Source organism: Chryseobacterium sp. 7 (assembly GCF_003663845.1).
Lineage (GTDB): Bacteria > Bacteroidota > Bacteroidia > Flavobacteriales > Weeksellaceae > Chryseobacterium.
Genome location: NZ_RCCA01000001.1, coordinates 374,642 through 399,277, shown reverse-complemented (window position 1 = coordinate 399,277; position 24,636 = coordinate 374,642). Strand labels below are relative to the sequence as shown.

The following is a 24,636-nucleotide window of genomic DNA, read 5'->3' as shown; positions in this document are numbered from 1 at the left end:
TAAGAAAAATTTACGTTAAAAAAGTTGTGAATTATAAAATTTAACTAAATTTGTGCCCCCAACTTTTAAACTGTTGAGAATTAATAAGAAAAGTATTAAAAAATTAATATACTCATGATTAAAAAACTATCATTGATCTCTTTATTTACTTTGCTGCCTGCGTCATATTATTATGCGCAGACAACAGTGTTTGCGTATCTTAAGGATGCAGATGGCAAGCCTGTGGAGCAAGCAAGTGTAGATTTAAAAGGAGCAGGAAATGATGCAAAGGCAGACAAAATCGGTTATTTCCAATTTACGGATTTGATGCCCGGACATTATCAGATTATGGTTACAAAACCAAATTTCGAGACTAAAATTTTTGAATTTGATGTAACTAGTGATGAGAAAAGAAAAGATCTTGGAGTAATTACTCTTTATTCTGCATTGAACGGTGCAGATCAGGGTTTGGCTATTGTAGAGGATTCGGGAGAAAGTGACAGCGGTGGTGCACAGCAAACTGCAACAGTAGGATTACTGCAGTCCTCTCAGGATGTTTTCAACAGAATTGCAAGTTTCGATTTAGGACCATACTGGTTCCGACCAAGAGGAATTGATAGCAGAACAGGTGAGAATATGATCAATGGGGTTTCTATGGCCGCTGCAGATAACGGTGACGTAGACTTCAGCACATGGGGAGGTTTGAACGAAATTACCCGTTACCCGGAAATTTCAGCTAACCATGCGCCTTCAGAATATGCTTTCGGAGGAACTACCGGTGTATTTTACAAAAACACTAAAGCCAGCGAATACAGAAAAGGAAGTCAGCTGACCTACTCTCTTACGAACAGAAACTATACGAACAGATTATCTTACAGATTCTCTTCCGGAATGAATAAGAACGGATGGGCATTTACAGGAATGATCGCGAGAAGATGGGCACAGGAAGGGATTCAGGATGGTACAGCATATGATGCATACAGTGGATATCTTGGTATTGAGAAGAAATTCAGCGACAGCCATACCATGACTTTAAATGCTATTGGTTCCAAATATTCAAGAAGCTCTTCAAGTCCAAGTACTCAGGAAGTGTATGACTTCAGAGGAGTTCATTACAACTCTTACTGGGGATGGCAAAACGGAGATAAAAGAAATGAAAGAGTGAAAAGAGGTTTCCAGCCAATGATCCAATTACAGGATTTCTGGAAAATCAACAAAAACTCTCAATTGTGGACTTCTGTTTCTTACCAGTTCGGTAAAGAATACAGTTCAAGGTTAGATTGGTACAGAGCCAATAACCCGTCTCCAACCTATTACCGTAATTTGCCGAGCTATTGGTTAAACTACACCAACCCTGCACCTGAACAGGCTGCAAACATCGGAATTACCAGAGACTGGTGGACAAACGATGATCAGTCTCACACTCAGATTAATTGGGATAATCTTTATAATGCCAACAGAAACGTAGAATACAATGCATTCCTTGGCGGAAGAAGAGCTGCTTATTATCTTGTAGATGATGTAAAAGATGATAAAGTATGGAATGTAGCAACGCACTATACGTACAACTTTAACGATACATCCCGTTTTATCTTAAACTTATCTTACCAGAATTACAGATCTGAACAGTACAGAGAAGTAAACGATCTTTTAGGAGCAGATTTTGCACTGAATATGGATCCTTTTGCATCCAATACTACCGCAGGAAGTGTTTGGGGTAAATTTAACACTAGAGAAAGCGATACAGATGTTGCCAAAAAAGAAGGAGATAAAATAGGGTACAGCTATATTTTCAGAAGACAGGAATTTAAAATAAACCCTGCTTTCAAATTTGCAACAGGGAAATTTGATGTTTTCATTTCCGGATTATTCGGTTACACTACAAACAGCAGAGAAGGATTGTTCCAGCACTATCTGTATGAGTCTTCTTACGGAAAAGGAGCAGACCAGAACTTCTGGAATGTTGGGGTTAAAGGTCAGGTTACGTACAAAATCAATGGTAGAAACTTCCTGGTTTATAACGGAGCTTACTTTTCACAGTCTCCTTTCTTAAATGATATTTATTTTAATACAAGAGTAAGTGGTGTTACTACACCGGGGATTAAGAACGTTGTTGTTGATGCCAATGATTTGAGTTACGTAATCTCTACTCCGGTTTTAAAACTTAGATTAACAGGTTACCTTGTTAATACTCAGAACGAAACAAGTGTACAAAGATATTTCGCACAGGGAGTTAAATTGACAACGCTTACTGAAAGCGGGGATCAGGCTCCAATTCAGGATGGTGCTTTCATTACGCAGGTATTGGCAGGTGCTAATAAGAGAAACATGGGTGTTGAACTTGGTGCACAGCTGAAAGTTACTCCTACATTAACGGCTAGTGGATTATTAAGCTTAGGACAGTATACGTATACAAACAATCCTACAGTTTATTTTGCGTCTGATGCAGTAGGAACATTCAGAGAGCTTGACGGAAACGGAAACATCGTTTCAAGATCTTACACGAACATGGGTGAGGCTACTCTTAAAAACTACAGACAGGGTGGAACTCCTCAGGAGGCATATACTTTAGGTCTTCGTTACAGCAGCCCTAAATACTGGTGGGTAGGCGCAACATGGAACTATTTCGGCCATTCTTTCTTAGATCCGTCTCCGGTAACCAGAACTGCCAGATTCTATACTAACCCCAATACACCGGGAGTACCTTACGATAACGTAACTGATGAAGAGCTTGCAAGAGTTCTTACTCCTACAAAACTGCCTTCAGCATTCTTCTTTAATGTGAATGCAGGTAAGTCGTGGATGATTGGTAAGTATTATGTATTGGTGTCGGCATCTGTAAATAACATCCTTAATAACAGAAACTTTATTACAGGTGGATTTGAGCAGACTAGAAACGTTAACTATAATGACTATGCTAATGATTATGACAGCGGAAATATGGTATTCGCTCCGAAATATTGGTATAATCAGGGTAGATCTTATTTTGTGAACCTTCAATTCAGATTCTAAAAAAATTAATTAAAAATCGAAAACAATGAAAAATATATATTTTAAAGCGGCGATCTTTAGTGCCATTTCAATGCTGTCGTTCTCATCTTGTGTAAAGACTGATGATTATGATGTGCCGGAAATCAAATGTACCAACAAATTTGCAGCAGCTAATCACCAGTTATCAGAACTTGCAACCATTGCAAAAGTAAAACCTGCTGAAGCTGATATCATTAAAGAAGATTATATCGTTGAAGCTTATGTTTCTTCAAGTGATGAGTCAGGAAACATCTACAAAATGATGTTCCTTCAGGATAAGCCTGAAAACCCAACGCAGGGTATCGAAATTGATATCGATGGAGGTAATCAGTATCTTGATTTCCCGGTAGGAGCTTTAGTAAGAATTAACCTTAAAGGATTGATCGTTCAGGGGGTTAATGGAAACATTAAAGTAGGTTCTTTTGATCCTAACTATCCTATCGGTAGAATCAACCCGAATAAAGTTTCAAATTATGTTGCAAGAGTTTGTGACGGACAAAAGCCAGTTGTAGCTGCAATGAAGCCATTAGAGTTTGCTTCTATCTCTGATGCTCTTAAAAATGGTGCTCACATCAACCAGCTTGTAAAAATTAAAAACGTTCAGTTTGAAGACCCGGAATTAACAAAAACTTTTGCCGATGAATCTGCTACAGGTGACCGTTACATTACAGATAAAAAAGCAGGAAGATTAGACCTTCGTTTCAGCAACTATGCAACATTTGCGAAGTCTCCCATTTCTCCTAAATATGCAAAAAGTGGTGATACCGTTCTTCTTTTAAGCCGTTATACAGGGACAAGCAACACTACAACTTATACAGAACAGGCTTATATCAGAACTCTTGATGATATCAACTTCCCGAATGACAGATTCAACCCAGGTGAGCCTGAAGCTCCTTCTGCTTCTGCTGTAAACCTTTTTGCAGGATCTGATTTTGAAAACTGGGCAACTTTCTTAACAAGTGTAAACAGCTTCGGACTTAAGCCTTATGCTACACAAGGGGTTGGTTTAGGATATAATGGTACAAATTCACTTCAGATTAAAGGTACCCCTACAGCTAACGATTATGTATTTACATCTATTGCTACTACAGGAATTCCAGCTGTACCAAAAAGAATTACGATGTACATCAAAGGTACTGCAACAGGAAAAACACTTTCTTTCAACGTATATAAAGCAGGTGGAGGTTTCTATGTATTTAACCTAGGAACATTCTCTACTGGAGCTACATTAGGAGTTGAAAGTGCAAACTCTTACACAGGATCTATCAACACAAACGGACAGTGGAGATTAGTTGAACTTACTCTTACAGGTATTGCTGATATTAACACTACTGCCGGAAAAGATATGTTTGCTATCAAAACCGGAACTGGTGGAGTATATGATGTTCAGATTGATAACATCAAAATTGAGTAATACATTAGGATAAAATATAGTTCTAATACACTTTATAAAAATGCGGCAGCTTTTCAAGCTGCCGCATTTTATTTTTAATAGTTAGGATAAAGTTTAATTAACAGAGATTTTATACTTTTATTTTTAAAATTGTATTTAAAAATTAAGATGGAATATTTTATCTACGCTTTAAATCATACTTATACTGATGAAACCCATACAGATACCAAATTTCTTGGGTTTTCCAATAGTATTGAAGATTTGGAGGCGCTAAAAGCCAAAGCGGTTATTCTGCTCGGATTCAGAGATTATCCGGAATGTTTTGTTACAGATCATTATATTTTAGATAAAGTACACTGGAATGAAGGATTTAAAGAGGTGATAGGAGAGATTGGTCGTGACTACATTGAAAAAGGTGATGACATAGATGAAAATTGTATTTCAGTGAAAGAACTAGGCTTAAATACTGTTTTCAGCGTCAGTCATTATTATACAATACACACGTTTCTGGATGACGAAAGATATATCGGAGTATTTTCATCTTTAGAAAAAGCAGAAAAAGCAATTGAAGACTTAAAAAAGAAGCCCGGTTTTAAAGATTATCAGAATGATTTTAATATCAGTGAGCTTGATCTTGGAATACTTTTATGGGATACAGGATTTGGAAGTATTTAAAAACAAAAACCACTACATCAGCAGTGGTTTTATTATTTCCTTTTATTTAACTGTAATTGTTGGATCCCAGTAAAAGTAACCGTACAGAATCTGTTTGTTACTGTCTTTAGGATCTAAAATATAAAGACCAAACTGTACATAAAAGTTTTCTGTCCCAGTAGATCTTACTTTTGAATCGATACTGGCAAAGCTGATATCTGCAGAGGTGGCAGGAAGGCCGTTTAAAGAATTTACATCCGGTACAGCAGCTTGCTTTCTTCTTACAGAATTGTATACGAAATTATTAAAAACCTGATCTCCGGACCAGTATTTAATATTATAAATAATAACTGCGTCATCCGAATTCTGATAAATTGAAGTTCCTCTGAAGGAAACTGTATCTCCGGCTCTTGCACTGAAGTTGAGGTCAGCAGAACCCTGTCCTGAAATAGCATTGGCATTTGAAACAATCATATGCTGGCTGTTATGGTCTATTCCTACAGGTTTGTTAGGATCTGTACTCGGGCTTTTATATTTTTCCCGTACATAATCCGTGTCAATTACGATCAGGACATCTATTGCCTGACTGGACGATTTAAGTTCTATATCTTCCATGATACTTTAGTTTTGTTTGGTGTTTCTTACTCATTGGGCTTTTCAGATTCCGCCCCGTGATTAAAGTGATGCGGCTTCACCTGTTGGGTTGTAATTACAATACAAATGTACATTCCTGAAAATGAAAATAGTAGAGTGTAAATGCTGAAATTTAAGATTAGGTATTTGTACTTAATTAATCTCTTTGAGGTGATTTTTATGAGTTCCAAAAAAATACCCTGAAAAGTTCAACTTTCCAGGGTACCCATTTATAATGGTTAAATCTAATTTTCGTTTAAAAAGAAACCTCGTTCACTTCTTTTCCTCTTTGGAAATTCATTGTTTTCTGGCTGCCTTTGTAAGCAATATTTACCAGATTGATTTGTTTAGGAAAAGCACTTAAAAGAATGGTATTCTTAATCTTTAAGGTATTGATATCCGAAACACCTCCGGTTTCAAAATATACCCATACAGTTTCTCCACTGACCTGACTTCCTGTGAAGGTAATCGTTTTGGGAGCCCCATTGACAAACACATCAAAATTATTGTTCACATATTTTTTTACTTCTGCTTCAAATCCTGCCGTACTAGGGTTAATTTTTATAGCATCAGAGATGTGGCTTGTATTCATTTTTGTGGTAAACTTCAATGTCTTGCTTCCATCAACATAGTCAACTTTGGTCATTGAAGAGAAAAAGTCTACATACATAAAACTCATTAACACAAAAAATGTTAAAATTCCTGATATATATAAAAGTTTTTTCATCTTAATTAATAGATTTACAATCATGCTTGCTAGTTTTAAGTCACAAATAATATGCCAATTAGAAATTTACATTCACAGAATATTTATCATAAAAAGCCTTAATATGTGCTACGGCCTCATCAGCAGTATCTACCACACGATAAAGATCCAGATCATCTTCTGCAATCATACCCTCTTTTAACAGAGTTGCCTTGAACCAATCCAATAATCCACCCCAAAATTCACTTCCTACCAAAACAATTGGAAATTTTCCAATTTTGTTGGTTTGAATCAATGTCATCGCTTCAGTTAATTCATCCAAAGTACCAAAACCTCCCGGCATTACTACGAATCCCTGAGAATATTTTACAAACATTACTTTTCTCACGAAGAAGTAATCAAAATTCATGGAGTAAGATTTATTGATATAAGGATTAAAATGCTGCTCAAAAGGAAGATCAATATTAAGTCCAATTGATTTTCCTTTCGCATTAAAAGCGCCTTTATTTCCTGCTTCCATAATCCCGGGACCGCCTCCGGTAATGATTCCGAAGCCTAATTTGGTGATTTTTTCAGCAATATCTACAGCCATTTCATAATATTTGTTCTCCGGCTTCAGTCGGGCAGAACCAAATATAGAAACACATGGACCAATTTTGGCCAGCTTTTCATAGCCATCTACAAATTCAGCCATGACCTTGAAGACCATCCAGCTGTCTTTAGTAATTGTTTCGTCCCAGGTTTTTTGTCTGAAACTGTTGTGTAGTTTTGTTTCGTTAATGTCAAGTTCCGGATTTACTAAACTTTCATCCCTCGTTCCATCAAGTTCCATTGCAAAAATTTATTTAAAATGTTTCTCGGCTTCTATTACGGATGAAGGTCTTCCGACATCAACAAGAATGCTGTCATGAACAAAACCGTGAATGTGTTCGGTCTGCATCAGATCCAGATATTCTTCCATAACAGAAAATTTGCCTGTTCTTTTTATTTTTTCAAAAATGACAGGATTGATGCAGTGAATTCCACTGAAAGCAAGAGCCTTGAAGCCTTTATTGAATTCAGCGAGTCTTTGTTCACCAGTCTGTACATTCAGCCAGCCTCTCAAAACCAAATCATCATTGAAAAGGAGTTTTCTCGAACTCTCTCTGTCCGAAACCGCTAAAGTAGCAAAATCTTTTATCTTTTTGTGGTATTCTACCAATGCATTGATGTTCAGGTCGGTTAGAATATCAGCATTCACAATTAAAAAATCTTCTCCGTGATCAAGAAATTTTCTTGCAAAAATCAAGCCGCCTCCTGTTTCAAGAAGTTCGTTGGTCTCATCAGAAATTTCGATCTTACATCCGAAATTATTGTTTTTATGTAAAAAATCAACAATCTGATCTCCAAAATGATGAATGTTGATCACAAAATCTTTTATTCCGAAACTTTTCAGGTAAGTGATATTTCTTTCCAGAAGCGGAACTTCATTTACTTTGGCCAAAGCTTTCGGATGGTGATCCGTAAACGGCTTAAGTCTGGTCCCTTTTCCTGCTGCGAAAATTAGAGCTTTCATAATATTATAAGTAATGAGTGATTGGTAATGAGTAATATAAGTATAATTAGAAAATTACTTATTGCTCATTACTTATTACTAATGTTCAGTTGTGGTTGTTCATCGTGATGAAGAGTTACCTCTGTTCCTTCAGGATATTTTTCTTTGATAAATTCTGCAATTTTGATAGCGGAATATACGGATCTGTGCTGTCCGCCAGTACATCCGAAATTGATCTGCAGGTGTTCAAAGCCTCTTGCAAGATAATCGTCGATATTGATAGAAACAAGAGATTTTATCAGTTCTAAAAACTTAGGCATTTCGGTTTTGGTTTCCAGGTATTCCTGAACTCCGATGTCATTTCCGGTCTGGATTTTATATTCTTCAATTCTTCCCGGATTTAAAATTCCACGGCAGTCAAAAGCGAAACCTCCGCCATTTCCTGAATAGTCTTTAGGGATTCCTCCTTTTTTGTAGGAAAAACTGTGTATCTCGATGTTTAACATATTTTCTATATATTTTTTAAACCATTAAGGCTTATTTAGGTTTTAAGGTAAGTTAAGATTTTGATAAATCAAAATTTAGTCAGGAAGTTCCTTGAAAAATTCATTAATGAAAGGCTTCAATGACTTTGTAATATTATTAGAGAAAAAATTAATAAGAAGTCCCTGTGGCTTTTTAAGAACTTTCATGTAAGTAAGTAATTGTGCCTCATGGATTGGTAAAACTTCTTCTATGGCTTTTAATTCTATAATAATTATATCGTTGACGAGAAGATCTACAACTAATTTTGTTTCAATTTCTATTCCTTCATAATTGATGGGGAAATACAATTGCTGTTTAACATCATAACCATTTTTAAGAAGTTCAATCTTTAAGCATTCTTCATAAACACTTTCAAGCAGACCAGGGCCAAGTGCCTTGTGGACTTTAATAGCAAAGCCTGTAATTTCATATGACAGTTGAGTAACTTCTTTTTTTGTCATAACCTTAATATTCTTAATGACTTAAAGCTTTCTTAATGGTTCAAATTTATTATTTCCTCAATTTTTTGCTTTGTCTTCTCTGAGGTAAGTTGTTGAATTACTTTTTTCAGTTCCGGATAATGATTCATGTGTTCCCATGAATCGGAGAACTGTGTTATATTCTGGATTCCTTTTTCAAGGCTTGCCATGAAATGCTGTTTTCTCTGAATCAATCCCCGGAATCCGTATGCTCCTAAAACCTGCAAAAATCTCATCATCTGAATAGGCATAACCGCATTCTTTAGTTGAATTCTGGTTTCAGGATTTTCGAACTGCTGAATATAAAACTCCAGCATTTCCTGTTTGAAATCTTCCGGGAAATTGGCTTTAGCCTGGAAAAGAAAAGAGATGACATCATATAGTAATGGTCCCTTCATCGCAGACTGATAATCAATGAAAGAAACTTCATTATTTTGATTCACCATGATGTTTCTTGCCTGGAAATCACGGATCATAATTCCTTTAGGTTCAATATTTTCAATAAGCGCTGCAATCTTTTTGAATTCTTTAAGAAGCGTTGATTTATTATACTCAAGCTCAAGAAAATCGGCCACAAAGTTTTTAAAATAATAAAGATCATGAATCACGGGAAGTTCATCATAGCTTTCATATTCAAAAGTTTTTGAAAAATCAATTTTCCCAAGTGTAAGGATCTGCATCTGGTAAAGCTTATTCAATGTCTCTTGTACCAACACTTTTACAGTGGAAGACAGCTGTTCTTTTGTAATCACCTCAGAAAGTGTATGCTGCCCCAGAAACTCCTGAATGTACATTTTCCTGTCATCAGAAATGGCAAGAATGGAAGGAGTATTAAGGTTCAGACCAGAAAATACTTCAGAATAATAAAGGAAACTTTCGTTTTCCGGAATATTTTCATTGTAGGTGATGATATACTTTTCAGTGCCGGCAGTGGCCAGAAAATTGACCCTAGCAGAGCCGCTTTGAGCTAATGTGACGAATTCGGAAGATTTTTTACCTGTATGGTTTTCAAAAAATCGTTTTGCGTTTTCAGAAGTCATAATATGGAAACAAATATACTAAATTAACATGAGTTGAAAATAATCGTTTAAAGAAGTAAGCTAAGTGTTAAGATATTGATATGAAAAGCATGTTAAATATTTGTTCTAGCTAGAGTTTTTAAGAAAATTATTAAGCCTGAGTCAGATTATTGTCGGTTTTAGGTTTTGATTTTTAACTTTCTTTATTCAGATTCAGGATATTAAGGGCTAATTTTTATCTTTGCATTATGCTGAAAGACTTTAAACCTGTTTTAGGTATTTTATTGCGTTTTATTGTTGTTTATCTGGTGCTGCTTTTTGCTTACCAGCTTTACCTTAATAGTGGTAAAGATTCTGGTTTGGATCCTTTTTCCAGGATTATTGCGAATCAGGTAACTTCTATTCAGAATGTGCTGGGATATCCTACACAGCTTTATGATGATGTAAAGAATGAACAGGTTTGGTTTTATGTAAAAGACAGATATGAGACAAGAATGGTGGAAGGCTGTAATGCTATTTCTGTTATTATTCTGTTTGTATCCTTTGTTTTTGCATTTTATAAAGGTGCAAAGACTTTTGTTTTTTTAGGAGTAGGATTGGTTTTATTGTATATCATGAATCTCCTTAGAATTGTTGGGCTGAACATCGTGATGTCTGATTATGAACAATACGGAAAAATGTTTCACGATTTTATTTTCCCGGCTGTGATTTATGGAACTGTTGTTTTGCTTTGGCTGGTATGGATTAAATTTTTTGCTTTAAAACATGAAAATTCTTAATTGGCTTTTGGTTATAGCAGGAATCTGCGGATTGATAGGGGTGAGGGCTCTGGAAGATACTCTTTTCTATGATCCTTTCCTGAATTACTTTCATGAAGCCAATAAAAATATTGATTTCCCTGCATTTGAATGGGGAAAACTCATTGGTGGACATTTGTTGAGATTTCTTTTGAATCTTATATTTTCCTGCCTTATTATTTACGGTTTATTTAAAGACAAACAATGGACATTGCAGGGTGCTGTGATGATTACCATTGTTTTTATCATCTCTTTGCCAATTTATCTGTATTGTATTTCAGACAGATTTGAAATAGGATATCTTTTTTCTTTTTACATGAGAAGGTTTGTCATTCAGCCTTTGATCATATTACTGGTTGTTCCCATGTTTTATTACAGAAAGCAGATGCTCGGTAGAGAAAGCGGAGGAAAATAAAACAACATTGTTTGTCCGCATTTTCCTATAAACTATTCTAAAGTGTGTTTATCTACACTCGTTACATTTTCCGGCGTCCATTCTACGCGCTTTACAAAGTCTTTTTCGCGGACAGGGCATTCTTTGATCTGGCAGATTGAACATGAGATGGGTTTACAGTCATCCATATGGAAATTGAACTCAATAGTTCGTTTAATATTTTTAGCAAGAAGGATAATTACTTTTTCCATTTCACCGTGAGCATCACGAAGGTCATAATACCACGGTAATGTTATATGGGCATCAATATGAAGAGAAGAACCGAATTGCTGAATTTTCATATTGTGTACATCAATCCATTCTACATGTCTGTTTTCTTCAAGGATTTTAATGACCTGATTAAGTATTTCAGGATCCTGTTCGTCCATAATACCGCTTAAAGATTTTCGGACGATTTTATAGCCTATAAATATGATATAAAGCCCGAAAGTAAGTGCCACTACAGAATCCAGCCAGTATATTTTAGTAAAATAAACAATAATTAAGCTTCCTACTACCCCAAGTGTAGTAATGGTATCGGATTGAAGATGTTTTCCGGATGAAATCAGAACCAGAGAGTTTTCTCTTTCTCCTTTTTTTATCGAAATATACCCCAAAAGATAATTGACAATTGCCGTAGCTGCAATAATCCATATCCCAAGATCAATTTTACTCAGTGTTTTTCCTACAATAAGGCTATTAATTCCTTCATAGATGATCATAACACCGGCTATGGCAATCAAAGCTCCTTCAATACCGGAAGTAACGAATTCTACTTTTCCATGTCCATACGGGTGGTCTTCATCTTTCGGTTTGGCAGCAAGATGAAGGGAATACAATCCCATGAATGCACTGATGACGTTAACAATACTTTCCATGGCATCAGAAAATACGGCATCTGAATTGGTGAGTTTCCAGGCAATAATCTTTCCGATAAAAAGGATCACTCCAAATACTGCAATAAGTTTTTGGAATCCTATTTTCTCTTTGTGGGTACTTTTCTGGGTATTCATATAAAGAGTTTGATAAAAAAAAGAATCTCAATTTTGAGACTCTTTTTTATTTTGTTAGTTTATACTAAGTTGTTTGCTACAATGTATTCTGCAATTTGTACAGCGTTTGTTGCTGCTCCTTTCCTCAGATTGTCTGCTACAATCCAGAGGTTAAGTGTTTTGGGCTGTGACAGGTCTCTTCGGATCCTTCCTACGAAAACTTCGTCTTTCCCTTCAGAATATAACGGCATTGGATAATGGTTGTTTTTTACATCGTCCATTACAATGACTCCCGGGGTTTCGGATAAGATTTTTCTTACTTCATCCAGTTCAAATTCATTTTCGAATTCAATATTTACGCTTTCAGAATGTCCTCCCTGAACCGGAACTCTTACAGCAGTTGCTGTTAGGTTGAAGGTATCATCTCCTAAAATTTTCTTAGGCTCCTTCATCAGTTTGATCTCTTCTTTTGTATAATCATCATCAGCAAATACATCACAGTGCGGCAATGCATTTTTGAAGATTTGATAAGGATATACTTTTTCAGTAGAATCATCTCCGCTGATTTCACCGTTTAACTGGTCTACAGCTGCTTTACCAGTTCCTGTTACAGACTGATACGTAGAAACGATTACTCTTTTTAAATCATATTTTTTGTTCAAAGGTCCAAGAACCATTACCAACTGAATGGTAGAACAATTCGGATTTGCAATGATTTTATCTTCTTTTGTTAAAACATCAGCATTGATTTCAGGAACGACTAATTTTTTGTCAGGATCCATTCTCCAGGCAGAAGAATTGTCAATTACTGTTGTTCCTGCTTCTGCAAATAAAGGAGCGAATTCAAGAGAGGTAGAACCACCCGCAGAGAAGATTGCAATATCCGGTTTGGCAGCTATAGCGTCCTTCATGCTTACGATGGTAAATTCCTTCTGTTTATACTTCACCTTCTTGCCTACAGATCTTTCGGATGCTACCGGGATTAATTCTGTTACAGGGAAGTTTCTCTCCTCCAAAACTTTAAGCATAACTTGTCCAACCATTCCTGTTGAACCTACTACAGCTACTTTCATTGATTTAATTAAAAATTTAAGATTAAACTATTTATAAATTATAACGCATATAATTTTTCTTTATTTTTTAAGCCCCAAAGACTCTTGTCCAAGGGAACGCGAATGCAAATAAACCTACTGCAATCAGTCCCATAATTACAACTCCTAGAGAAATCGTATCATTAGATTTTACTTTTTTGTTGACAATCGTCATCAAAACAGCTGCAATAAGCATAGAAAATGGATGTTCAACATATTGGAATCTTAATGCTGCATTTTTCATTACTTCTCCCATGTTTAATCCTTTGCTGAATGTTGTGATCAGCATAATGATTCCCAATAAAAACTGAACGTGGAAGAAAATCATTGTAAACAGCGTTGTTTTCTTCAAAAATTTGTTCACTTTTCCACTGAAACCGAACATGGTAGCTAAAAGTGCAATGATAAATAATGTTACCAAAAGAATTTCAAGATACCCGAAACCTTTGTGGGCATTAAGTAAAATGTTGTAAAAATCCATACTTTCTATTTTTTTGTACACAAAGATAACAAAAATCCCGGCTCAAAGCCGGGATTGATATTTATAAAATCTAATATTGTGATATTATTAGAAGTTGAATGACAGTGTTGCAGCCCAAGTTCTTCCGAATCCGAAATACACCTGATTCGCTGTTGCAACACCTTTATATAAATTACCTGCTTGTTCGTATGTTTGTGTAGCACCTGTTGCTTTATCATCAGCATGAATAGCTGTTAGAGATTCTGCGATATAAGTTGTATCAAACAAATTGTAAACGTTTCCTCTGATTGTAAAGTACTGTGAAGGATTGTTTAGTTTGATTTTATAAGAGATTCCTAGGTCAAACAAATGATAGTCAGGAAGCTGAAGAGCTCCTTTTGCAGATGAGCTGCTGTAAGAGTATACATCTAGTGAAGAATATAGCTTGTTAGCATATCTCCAGTTCATATCCACTTTCAAATCTTTAACAGGAGTAACTGTAATACCTAGAGCTGCAGTCATCTGAGCAGATTCTCCTACTTTTACTTTATCTAAATTAAGTGTTAGTTCATTAGAAGTATTTCCTGGAATAATGTATGGTGAATTATCCGTATCGTTAAAAGTGGTAGCATTTGCAGTTCCTTTATAACGCCAGTCTCCTATTGAGAACATACCGTAAGCAGATAAGAATTTGTTAAGAACTAGATTAGCGTCAAATTCAATACCTTGGTGAATTTCACTTAGGCCATTGATTTCAGCATAATAAGTTGTTCTTACCTTAGTAGCTGGATCAGTATAAGATAATCCTGTCTTTCTTTGATATCTGTCATCCCAAGTAGTTCTGTAGATGTTTACATTAGCATTGAATTTAGAAGATCTGAATCCATATCCAAGTTCAACTCCAAAGATTTTTTCATTGGTTGCATCTGGAGAAACCACATTTTCATTACTTCTATAAATAGAGTTAAAGAAAGGTTGTTTTTCATAATATCCTATGTTACCAAAAACATTATGGTGCTCGTTGATGTTATAGTTTAATCCCCCTTTGATGTTGTAACCAGTTAGGTTTTTGTAATCAGTTGTTGTAGGCATGATGGTACCATTCTTAGATTTAGTAACATTATCAATGATAAAGTTATCTATTCTCTGGAACCCTTGGTTAGAAACTGATCCCTGTACAAATGCAGAGAAATCATTCTTTGTATACTCCAATTGTCCAAATGCTCCATACCAAAGTACATTAGAATCATTGCTATAACCGATTCTGTTATTGATATCCATTAATTTACCTCCGAAAGGATTCCATTTTGGATCTGTACCTTCAGTTGCTGTTACAATATTGTTACCAATATTTTTATTGTTTTTATCAAGATAACCAGATCCTCCTAATAAATCGCTAACTACCTGATAGTGGTATCCTTGGTAGTATCTAGCGTCAACACCAGCACTGATTTTGAAATTTTCATTGAAACGGTGATTGAAAGAAGAGATTAATCCAAACCAGTTGTGAGAATTAATAGAAGAGTTTCTGATTAAGATTCCTTTTGTAGGGTTTGAGGCTTGGTTTGCTGCATAAATTGCATCAAAATTATAAAGGCCAGTGTTAGGATCTCTGAAAGTACTTAAAGCCTTACCGTTTGCAGTACCTGTAGTATTGGTTCCTCCACCTCTACCAAAAGAAGCATAAACAACTGTATTAAGTTTTGATTTTTCACTTATATTCCAATCCCAGTTTAAAGACATTACTGGTTTGTGATAATAATTTACTCTTGCAGAGTACTCTCTACCGTTTAAATATCCCCAGTCAGAGTTGTATTTTCTATCTGGTGTCCCATCGTGGTCTTGATTGTATAGAATATAGTTATCGATTGTAGAAGCATAAGATCTTTGGTTATGCCATTGTGGAGCTCCAGTGATTGTGAATTGGAAATCATGGTTACCTCCAGGTTTCTGATACCCTAATGCAAAGTAATAGTTATATCCTTCGAACTTAGTTCCATCTGCATACATAGAACCAGCTGTTCTACTCATTAAGAATGAAGAAGACCATCCTTTTGCAGATTTACCAGTGTTATAAGCAAATAGAGATTTTACATAGTCATTATTACCTACTCCAAAAGAAACAATTCCTCCTTGTTTTTTATCAGAAGCTCTTGTCAAGATATTTACGGTACCTCCAATAGAAGCAATTGCTAATTTGGATGAACCAAGACCTCTTTGAACCTGCATTGCTGAGGTTACGTCAGATAGTCCTGCCCAGTTAGACCAGTAAACAGAACCATTTTCCATGTCATTAACTGGCATACCATTTACCATTACGGCAATGTTGTTTTGACTGAATCCTCTAATGTTTAATTTAGAGTCTCCAAATCCACCACCACCTTTAGTAGCATACACAGATGGTGTAGTGTTCAGAATTTCAGGAAATTCTTGATTTCCTAATCTTTCAACAATTTGAGCTTCTTTAATTGTTGAAACTGCTACTGGAGTTTTTCTATCTTTAGCGATATCAGCAACACCAGTTAATACAACTTGTTCAATATCGTTAGATTTTGCCTTTACGGTATCCTGAACTTGTTGAGCATAATAAACACTAGCTGTAGATAAAGTAATAACCGCAGATAGCATCGATTTGTTGATTAATTTCATAATCGTTAGTAATAATTAGATTTAATTTTCTGCAAAATTCGCAAAATAAAATTTAACTATTATTAACTCAATGTTAATTTTTACTCAGTCTTAATAATGTTAAGGTGTTGAAATTCAGTATTATGGCTAAAAATTGAATTTTTGTATGAAAAAAGTCATGTTATTGAATTTTTAACAAAGCGGGGGTGTTTTTATTAAAAATTCAAAACTATTTCACTGCTTTGAGACTCAAATCTATATTCTCAGCTGAGTGTGTAAGGGCTCCTACAGAGATGAAGGTTACTCCCGTTGACGCAATTTCTTTAAGCATATCTCTGGTAATTCCGCCTGAAGCTTCAGACTCGCATGAACCGTTGATCATCTTTACTGCCTGCTTCATGGTTTTGACATCCATATTATCTAGCATAATTCTGTCAACTTTTGCGTTAATGGCTTCCTGAACTTCTTCAAGATTTCTTGTTTCAACCTCTATTTTTAACTTTTTTTTGTTCTTTTTAACATAGTCCTTCGCCATTGCTACGGCATTGGTGATGCTTCCGTTGTAATCTATATGATTGTCTTTCAGCATAATCATGTCATAAAGACCATACCTGTGATTGGTTCCTCCTCCAATGGCAACAGCCCATTTTTCGCACATTCTGAAGTTTGGAGTTGTTTTTCTTGTATCTAAAAGTTTAGTTTTTGTCCCTACCAATCTTGAGTCCCAGTCGTGGGTAAGCGTTGCAATGCCGCTCATTCTTTGCATACAATTAAGAACAAATCTTTCCGTAGAAAGAATAGATCTTGCGCTTCCCGTTACGATAAGGGCTACATCTCCGAATTTACAAGGCGTTCCGTCTTTAATGAAAACTTCAACTTTTAAATTTTTATCAAACGCTTTAAAAATAATTTCAGCCAGCTCCACCCCTGCAAGAATACAGTCTTGTTTTACCAAAAGCTTTGCACTTTGCACAAGATCCTGCGGAATGGTAGATAGGGTAGAGTGATCACCATCCTGAATATCTTCTTCAAGGGCACTTTTTATAAATGTTTTTAATGCTTTATCTGTAACGTATGCTGGTCTTTTCATTGTATGATACTTTTAGACTAAATCTTTATTATAAAACGCTCCCTTATTCTCTGTCATTTCCATAGATTGGGTAATGATGAGGTGGGCCACGGTTGTTAGGTTTCTTAATTCTGAAAGTTGTGGAGAAAGAATAGAGTAGTGGTAGATCTCATCCACGGCAGCTGCAATCTCCTGATGCTTTTGTAGAGCCATATTCAGACGTCTGTTGCTTCTTACAATACCTACGAGATCACTCATCATTTCCTGGAGTTGTTTTCTTAGGTAGCTGACGATTACCATTTCATCCATGATTTTCATTCCTTCTTCATTCCATTCCGGAACGGCTTTAAGATCATCGAAGTTGAAATTATTTTCATTCAGAAGATTTACGGTCTTCATAGCAGCATTATGTCCAAAAACCAAACCTTCAAGCAATGAATTGGAAGCAAGTCTGTTGGCACCATGCAATCCTGAATTGGTGCATTCTCCCACGGCAAAAAGATTTCTGATGGAAGATTGGCCGTCTCTGTCTACTTCAATTCCTCCCATTAAGTAATGGCATGCGGGAACTACAGGAATTAATTGGGTAAACGGATCAATTCCTTCGTCTTTGCACTTTTTATAGATATTCGGGAAATGTTCTAAGAATTTTTCATGATTCATTTCCTTACAATCTAAACCTACAAATTCGTCTCCGGTAATTTTCATTTCGGCATCAATCGCTCTGGCAACAATATCTCTTGAGGCAAGTTCTTCACGTTCATCATACTTATGCATGAATTTTTCTCCTCTCTTTGTTCTCAGTTTCGCTCCGTCTCCACGAACGGCTTCTGAAATTAAAAACAACATTCCATCCATTTTGCTATACAAAGCTGTTGGGTGAAACTGATAATACTGCATATTGGAAACCTTTCCTTTGGCACGGGCTACAAAAGCAATTCCGTCTCCGGTAGCAATGGTTGGGTTGGTGGTATTTTTATAAACATGTCCGGCACCTCCTGTGGCAACCAATGTTATTTTTGAAGTAATTTTTTTGATGGTTTTGGATTTTTCATCCAAAATATAGGCGCCATAGCAATGAATGTCTCCTTCATTAAGTTCTTTTCCGGGAACGTGGTGCTGGGTAATGATATCAATTACATAATGATGATCAAGGATTTCAATATTCGGGCTGCTGTTTGCTGTTTGCAGTAAAGCTCTTTCAATTTCAAAACCTGTGATATCTTTGTGGTGAACGATTCTGTTTTCAGTATGGCCTCCTTCTCTTCCTAAAGCAAATTTGCCGTTCTTCATGTCAAACTGGGCACCCCATTCTACAATTTCATTGAATCTTGCAGGAGCTTCTCTTACTACCATCTCTACAACATCGCGCTTATTTTCTCCGTCACCGGCGCGCATGGTGTCATCAATATGTTTTTGGAAATTATCATTTTGAAAATCTGTAACAACTGCCAGTCCGCCTTGGGCATATTTGGTGTTGCTTTCATCTTCGTCAGATTTTGTTACAATAATGATTTTGGCATCAGGGAGCTGTTCAGAAACTTTAATGGCATAGGAAAGTCCGGAAATGCCGGAACCGATTACTAATACATCCGCTTTTATCATATGCTTGCTTTAGGTACAATCGTTTAAAATATTAAATAAATTTAAACAATTTTTCGTTTGGTTTTCTTACTTTTTTCATGTGCTGGAAGTAGTCTTCCTCAGAACGGTAGCCTAAAGCGAGGGTAACGGTTACTTTTTCTGTTTCTGGATCTATGTCTAGAATATTTTCTATGAGATCCTGACGGAAACCTTCCATGGGGCAGGAGTCTATATTTTCAATAGCAGCAGCGTACATAAGATTAGCCAATACTATATAAGACTGCTTTTCTGCCCAGTTGAAAATTTCATCCTGTGTTTTTTGTGTAATATGCTGATTAATGCTGTTTCTAAAAGGATCCAGTTTTTCAATGGGAGTATCTCTTACTTCAGAAATATGATTAAAATAGCCTCGGATATAGTTCTCTTCAATAATTTTCTTGGAAATAATAACAATAAGATGAGAACAGGTGGAAATCTGAGAAGGATTATAGAAAGCCGGAATCAGTTTCTGCTTCATTTCTTCACTCTCCACAATTACAATTTTGTAGGGCTGAAGTCCCAGCGAACTGGCAGACAGCTTTCCCGACTCAAGAATGTTGTGAAGAGTTTCCTGAGGAATAATCTGATGATTGAATTTTTTTACAGAATATCTTCTGCTTAAAGCTTCCAAATAATTCATAGGACAAATTTAAGAATTGAATATGAATAAAGTGCCTTTAAAATGAAATATCTCCTGCCTGATTATACAAAAAATCACCCCGACGTGCAGGGTGATTCTTTTGATGTGATGGAAAGTGTAATTATTCTCTGTTTTTTACAACAATCCAGCCTGAGAATTTTATCGGAGTACTGTTTTTATTGTTTTCATTCCATGAAACAGAGTACCAATAATTTCCTGTAGGAACTTTTTTGCTTCCATTAGTAGTTCCTGCCCATTTATAACCATTGGTTTTATCTGCCTGGAACATTTTATAGCCATATCTGTCAAAGATTGCTATTTCCAGATTTTGTTTGTTGGCTAATGCAGAATAATCAACGAAATCATTAATACCATCGTCATTAGGTGTAATTACATTAATAAGATTAGGTACTGTAATATTGATTTCTACGGGAATACAATTGTAAGCGTCTTTTACATATACTTTAGCTTCTCCTCTTGCAATATTGGTAAAGATATTAGAATCCTGCCAGTTAATATTATCCATAGAATACTGGTAAGACGGAGTTCCGCCATTGGCATAGATTGTTACTGTATTTCCTGAAATGTCAACAGTGGTAATAACCGGATTGTCAGAAGGGTATACCGTTACTTTTTGTGTAGCGACACAATCTCCGGTCTTAAGTTTTACCCAATAGGTACCTACTCCTACATTCTTGATAGACTGTGTGGTAGCTCCTGTGCTCCATTCGTAGCTTTTGAAGCCTGCTCCTGCATCTAAGGTTGTAGTTTTTTCAATACAGATTGTCTGGTCATGTAAAGTTCTTGAATAAACTGGAGGTATTACTGTTAAGGTAACTTTAGCAATAGAATAACATCCGTCTGCACTGAATACTTTAATATATACAACTCCGTTAGGCGCAATGTATGCAGCTGGGGTGGCTATTGCATTGGTCCCGCTGATCGCATCTGTTAATGAAGGATAGTATTCTTTTGTAAGTCCGTTTTGAGAAACAACTGCTCCCAAAAGATTGAAAGATGCCATAGAAGGATTGGTTTCAATAAAACATGATTTTATCTCAACATCATTAACAACTACAACAGGGTAAATATTCAGTGTAATTTTAGAGGTGCTTACACAGCCTTGAGGGGTTGTTACCTTTACATATATTGTAGCTGCTGCAGAAGCATAGGCTGAGGGATTTGTAATCTGGTTTGTGCCGTTATTCAGATCATATAATGTAGGGTAGAATTCCTTGGCTACTCCGGCAACGGTTGTAACAGCTGCTGTGTTAAGATCAAAGGTTGCTGTTCCTGCATTGTTGTTATTACATCCCGTCAGAGTGGCATCTGTTGCGGCAAATGGTGTTGGGTTAAGCTGTATCACTCCGTCACCATTATCACAGAGAGTAGAACTAGGGTCTTTTACAATTACCTTGATAGTTGTATTTCCTGAATATTGGAAAGCGGTAGGATTGGCAATAGGAGTAGAGCTGCCTAATACATAATACGTGAAAATATAATTTCCAGGATTGGTTACAAATTGAGAATTGTAAGAAGTAAGGTCCACGGTACCATTTCCTGTAGCAGGATTTGTACATACAAATGGACTGATTGTATTACTTAAAATAGGAACTTTATCTACATATACTTTAACATCTTTAATAGAATGTCTTGCACTGGCGCCTCCGGTTGCTGCAGAAAAACCAAAATATCCCTGCGACATTCCTACTGCACCTCCTGACGGAGCAAATGATTGATCTACAATTAATACACCGTTGATTCTTACTTTGATAATCCAGTTGGTGGGATTGGTAAGGTCTGTTTCCCCATTTACTTCAACGTGTCTGTAAGTGTCTCCTACAAACGGTTGGGTAGCAATAAGGTCCGGAGAATGGAATGTACTTCCCGGAGTAGTATTGTATTCAATGTTGTTACCTGCTGTATTATTGGTTCCGTAAAGAATATGAACTTTACTCATTTGGCCTTCTGTGGTATTGTTGAAAATGTCAAAACCAACCATCAGCCCGGAAGCATTGGCAGGAATACCTAATCCTCCTCCTGATACGAAACCTGTTGGCGGATTGGCAAGATACCAGAAAGTGAAGCCGTCACCTTTTCCAAACTGTGTAGTTCCGTTTCCGTCAATTCTGAAGTCGAATTCTACTTTCCATTTATCGCAGTAGCTAAGGGTAATGGGGGTGGATAATTTTACCGCTCCATATTTGCTGGTTTGATCTGTGGTAAGTCTTACAAAGTCTCCGCTTACGATAGCATCAGAGACAAGATCCCAGCCTGTTGTATTTACGGGGTTTCCGGTAAGCTGATAGGTTTGTGAAAATAGTCTTCCCGGCAAGCATAATAAGATAGTCAGTACAAAAATGAGTATATCTTTTTTCATAGTGGATGGATTGTGATGTTATACTTAATCTTAGATATAAAATTGTTTTAGTTTTTTTCTTTTTGAATTGATGATGAGAAGCAATATTTACTCCCAATCTCTTTTTGTGCAGATTCTGCTTTTAATACCGAAACTACCCCCAGGGAGGTAGTTTCTGATAGTAAAATTTATTCTCTGTTTTTAACCAATACCCAGCCTGAGTATTTAGTTTCAGTATTATCTTTGTTGCTTTCGTTCCATGAGATAGTGTACCAGTAAGTTCCTGTAAGAACTTTTTTGCCGGAAGCCGTTCCGTCCCAAGTGAAGTTCCTCATTTTTCCTGCTTCATATAGTTTGTTACCATATCTGTCATAAACAATGAAGATGAGGTTTTTCTTGTAAGCGAGCGCTGAGTAGTCAATGAAATCGTTTACATTATCGCCGTTTGGAGTGATGGCATTGATCAGATTAGGAACGGTGATCTGAACTTCAACAGGAGTACAATTATAGAAATCTTTTACATATACTTTTACTTCTCCTCTGGCCAGTCCGGTAAATACATTGCTGGTCTGCCAGTTGACTCCATCCAATGAGAATTGGTATGCAGGTTTTCCTCCGGCAACATTTACAGTGATTGTATTGTTATCAATGTCTATACTGGAAATCACAGGATTTGCAGATGCTTTTACATTGACAATCTGCGTAGTGATACAGTTTCCTGTTTTCAGTTTTACCCAATAAGTACCTACGCCTACATCCTTGATAGATGAGGTTGTTGCTCCGGTGCTCCATTCGTAACCGTCAAATCCGGCACCTGCATCAAGATCTGTTTTTTCACCAATACAAATCGTTTTGTCTTTCAGAACAGAAGATGGTGTAGGAGGTAATACAATAAGATTGATTTTAGCAATATTAAAACACCCGTTGGCATCAGTAACTTTTGCATACACTGCAGTACTTGTAGATAAATACTGAAGAGGATTCATGATTTCATTCACACCGTCTAAAGCATTCGCTATAGAAGTGTAATATTTTTTTGCTGCACCAGCTCCCAAACTAGTAACGTCTGCTGAAGTTAAGTTAAAGATGGCACTCGTAATATTATTTTCAATGAAACATGATCTTAAAGTAGCTTCTTTTACAGGCGTATCTGCATAAAATGCCAGTGTAATTTTTGCAGAACCTGTACATCCCTGAGGAGTTGTTACTTTTACGTAAACTACTCCCGGAGCAGATATATAATTGCTGGGATTTTGAATTTCATTCGTATCCGCATTTAGGTCTGCCAGCGTTTTGTAATATTTTTTAGTCACTCCTAAAACGGTGGTAACAGGTGCTGTATTCAAGTCGAAAGCAGCACTTCCTGCTTTGTTATTATTACATACGGTAATGGTTTTGTCTTCCGCTTTGAAAGGAGCCAGAACCAATAAGATTTTACCATCCGGATTATCACAAAGGAGTCCTGCATTATCTTTAATAACAACGGTAACAGTTGCATTGGCATTGAACTGGTAGTTGGTAGGATTGGCAATAGGGGTTGAACTTCCGAATGGATAATAGGTGAATGTATAATTAGAAGGGTTGCTTACAAATTGTGAATTGAACGTAGTAAGGTTTACAGATCCGTATCCTGTTGTAGGATTAGGACAGAAAGACTGGGTTGCTGAATTCTGTAAAATAGGAACTTTATCCGTATAAATTTTCACATTTTTAATAGAATGCCTTGATCTTGCACCTCCCGTAGATGCGGAGAATCCAAAATATCCTACAGTCATTGCAGCAGCTGTGCCCGATGGGGCAAAAGACTGATTACAAATTACATTGCCGTCTATTGTTATTTTGATAATCCAGCTGGTAGGAGCAGCAGGATCTACCTGAGCTGTAACTTCTACATGTTTGAAGGTCGCTCCCTGAAAAGGTTGAGTAGCATTCAGATCTGGAGAATGAAAGGAACTTCCCGGAACATTGAAAAATTCAACGTTATTGGTGTCGGTTGTATTTTGAACCTGTCCGTAGGCAACGTGCACTTTGCTCATTGTTGCTGTTGTGGTATTGTTGTAAGTATCAAGCCCTACCACAAGTCCTACTGCGTTTTGAGATACCCCAAGGCCGGATCCCAATACGCTGGCAACGGGTGGATTGGCGAGATACCAGAAGGCAATTCCGTCCCCGTTAGAGGTTTGGTTAGAGTCCATTCTGAAATCGAATTCCACTCTCCATTTGTCGCAATATTTTAAGTTAATGGGGTCATTCAGTCTAATGGAACCGGATTGGTTGTTGGTGTCCGGAGTGAGCTGAATAAAATCTGTGTTTACCTGCGTAGGGGAAACCATCGTCCATCCAGTAGTGTTTACTGGGTTGCCGATAAGCTGATAAGTCTGAGCAAAGGACTTCCCGGCTATACAGAGTAAAAAAACAGATAAATACAATAATAGATTTTTATTCATGTAATTGGGACTTTTATTAATATGTAAAGATATTAAATCCCGTTTGAATAATATGTATTTAATGTTAATTTTGTTAAAAAATTTAATTATTTTTTAATAAATCATATTTCTTGTGATGAAATGGCAAATATTGAGTGTCGGGTTT

The 24,636-nt window shown here is 36.4% G+C and carries 21 protein-coding genes; 5 read left to right on the top strand and 16 right to left on the bottom strand.

Going from position 1 to position 24,636, the window contains the following annotated elements:
- The first annotated feature begins 114 nt into the window (after nucleotides 1–114).
- The 3 genes from CLU97_RS01885 (at nucleotide 115) to CLU97_RS01875 (ending at nucleotide 5,077) form a co-directional block, all read left to right on the top strand.
- Nucleotides 115–2,991 (top strand): carboxypeptidase-like regulatory domain-containing protein, encoded by a 2,877-nt coding sequence (locus tag CLU97_RS01885; protein WP_121486443.1) that lies wholly within the window; start codon nucleotides 115–117, stop codon nucleotides 2,989–2,991.
- A 25-nt stretch (nucleotides 2,992–3,016) separates the two neighbouring features.
- Nucleotides 3,017–4,423 carry a DUF5689 domain-containing protein gene (locus CLU97_RS01880; RefSeq protein ID WP_121486442.1) on the top strand — a complete coding sequence of 469 codons (1,407 nt, stop codon included), beginning with the start codon at nucleotides 3,017–3,019 and terminating at the stop codon, nucleotides 4,421–4,423.
- Between the two features lie 147 nt (nucleotides 4,424–4,570).
- Nucleotides 4,571–5,077: a hypothetical protein gene (locus CLU97_RS01875; protein WP_121486441.1), complete on the top strand. Its 507-nt coding sequence runs from the start codon at nucleotides 4,571–4,573 to the stop codon at nucleotides 5,075–5,077.
- 42 nt (nucleotides 5,078–5,119) lie between these two features.
- Here CLU97_RS01875 and CLU97_RS01870 read toward each other — a convergent pair whose 3' ends face one another.
- From CLU97_RS01870 to CLU97_RS01840, 7 genes are all read right to left on the bottom strand, one after another.
- Entirely contained in the window at nucleotides 5,120–5,671 is a 552-nt protein-coding gene (locus CLU97_RS01870) for an inclusion body family protein (protein ID WP_121486440.1), read from the bottom strand.
- Nucleotides 5,672–5,945: 274 nt separating this feature from the next.
- Nucleotides 5,946–6,416 (bottom strand): DUF6702 family protein, encoded by a 471-nt coding sequence (locus tag CLU97_RS01865; protein WP_228437461.1) that lies wholly within the window; start codon nucleotides 6,414–6,416, stop codon nucleotides 5,946–5,948.
- Between the two features lie 58 nt (nucleotides 6,417–6,474).
- Complete coding sequence (locus CLU97_RS01860) at nucleotides 6,475–7,227, bottom strand: TIGR00730 family Rossman fold protein (RefSeq protein WP_183084498.1); 753 nt, start codon at nucleotides 7,225–7,227, stop codon at nucleotides 6,475–6,477.
- Nucleotides 7,228–7,236: 9 nt separating this feature from the next.
- The gene (locus CLU97_RS01855; protein ID WP_121486438.1) at nucleotides 7,237–7,950 is read right to left on the bottom strand and encodes an NDP-sugar synthase; all 714 of its coding nucleotides are present in this window, start codon (nucleotides 7,948–7,950) and stop codon (nucleotides 7,237–7,239) included.
- 68 nt (nucleotides 7,951–8,018) lie between these two features.
- The gene (locus CLU97_RS01850; RefSeq protein ID WP_121486437.1) at nucleotides 8,019–8,435 is read right to left on the bottom strand and encodes an RNase adapter RapZ; all 417 of its coding nucleotides are present in this window, start codon (nucleotides 8,433–8,435) and stop codon (nucleotides 8,019–8,021) included.
- 75 nt (nucleotides 8,436–8,510) lie between these two features.
- On the bottom strand, nucleotides 8,511–8,915 hold the full coding sequence (locus CLU97_RS01845; RefSeq protein WP_121486436.1) for a GxxExxY protein: 405 nt from the start codon (nucleotides 8,913–8,915) through the stop codon (nucleotides 8,511–8,513).
- Nucleotides 8,916–8,947: 32 nt separating this feature from the next.
- Nucleotides 8,948–9,973: an aminoglycoside phosphotransferase family protein gene (locus CLU97_RS01840; protein WP_121486435.1), complete on the bottom strand. Its 1,026-nt coding sequence runs from the start codon at nucleotides 9,971–9,973 to the stop codon at nucleotides 8,948–8,950.
- A gap of 227 nt (nucleotides 9,974–10,200) precedes the next feature.
- On the opposite strand from CLU97_RS01840, the gene xrtF reads away from it, so the two are divergent.
- Both xrtF and CLU97_RS01830 read left to right on the top strand, forming a co-directional pair.
- Nucleotides 10,201–10,731, top strand: coding sequence for an exosortase family protein XrtF (gene xrtF, locus CLU97_RS01835; RefSeq protein WP_121486434.1), 531 nt, complete (start codon nucleotides 10,201–10,203; stop codon nucleotides 10,729–10,731).
- Complete coding sequence (locus CLU97_RS01830) at nucleotides 10,718–11,164, top strand: exosortase F system-associated membrane protein (RefSeq protein ID WP_121486433.1); 447 nt, start codon at nucleotides 10,718–10,720, stop codon at nucleotides 11,162–11,164. The genes xrtF and CLU97_RS01830 overlap by 14 nt, the downstream gene beginning before the upstream one ends.
- 32 nt (nucleotides 11,165–11,196) lie before the next feature.
- Here the strand turns inward: CLU97_RS01830 and CLU97_RS01825 are convergent, their stop codons facing one another.
- From CLU97_RS01825 to CLU97_RS01785, 9 genes are all read right to left on the bottom strand, one after another.
- Entirely contained in the window at nucleotides 11,197–12,195 is a 999-nt protein-coding gene (locus CLU97_RS01825; RefSeq protein ID WP_121486432.1) for a cation diffusion facilitator family transporter, read from the bottom strand.
- 59 nt (nucleotides 12,196–12,254) lie between these two features.
- Entirely contained in the window at nucleotides 12,255–13,247 is a 993-nt protein-coding gene (locus tag CLU97_RS01820; RefSeq protein WP_121486431.1) for an aspartate-semialdehyde dehydrogenase, read from the bottom strand.
- Between the two features lie 67 nt (nucleotides 13,248–13,314).
- A complete protein-coding gene (locus CLU97_RS01815; RefSeq protein ID WP_089692819.1) occupies nucleotides 13,315–13,746 on the bottom strand; it encodes a hypothetical protein in 432 nt (143 codons plus the stop codon).
- Between the two features lie 87 nt (nucleotides 13,747–13,833).
- Nucleotides 13,834–16,374, bottom strand: coding sequence for a TonB-dependent receptor (locus tag CLU97_RS01810; RefSeq protein WP_121486430.1), 2,541 nt, complete (start codon nucleotides 16,372–16,374; stop codon nucleotides 13,834–13,836).
- 208 nt (nucleotides 16,375–16,582) lie between these two features.
- Nucleotides 16,583–17,443: a carboxylating nicotinate-nucleotide diphosphorylase gene (gene nadC / locus CLU97_RS01805; RefSeq protein WP_121486429.1), complete on the bottom strand. Its 861-nt coding sequence runs from the start codon at nucleotides 17,441–17,443 to the stop codon at nucleotides 16,583–16,585.
- A 12-nt stretch (nucleotides 17,444–17,455) separates the two neighbouring features.
- On the bottom strand, nucleotides 17,456–19,027 hold the full coding sequence (nadB, locus tag CLU97_RS01800; protein ID WP_121486428.1) for an L-aspartate oxidase: 1,572 nt from the start codon (nucleotides 19,025–19,027) through the stop codon (nucleotides 17,456–17,458).
- A gap of 31 nt (nucleotides 19,028–19,058) precedes the next feature.
- The gene (locus CLU97_RS01795) at nucleotides 19,059–19,685 is read right to left on the bottom strand and encodes an NAD(P)H-dependent oxidoreductase (protein ID WP_121486427.1); all 627 of its coding nucleotides are present in this window, start codon (nucleotides 19,683–19,685) and stop codon (nucleotides 19,059–19,061) included.
- A 121-nt stretch (nucleotides 19,686–19,806) separates the two neighbouring features.
- Complete coding sequence (locus tag CLU97_RS01790) at nucleotides 19,807–22,065, bottom strand: T9SS type B sorting domain-containing protein (protein ID WP_121486426.1); 2,259 nt, start codon at nucleotides 22,063–22,065, stop codon at nucleotides 19,807–19,809.
- Nucleotides 22,066–22,232: 167 nt separating this feature from the next.
- The gene (locus tag CLU97_RS01785) at nucleotides 22,233–24,491 is read right to left on the bottom strand and encodes a lectin-like domain-containing protein (protein WP_121486425.1); all 2,259 of its coding nucleotides are present in this window, start codon (nucleotides 24,489–24,491) and stop codon (nucleotides 22,233–22,235) included.
- Nucleotides 24,492–24,636: the final 145 nt, after the last annotated feature.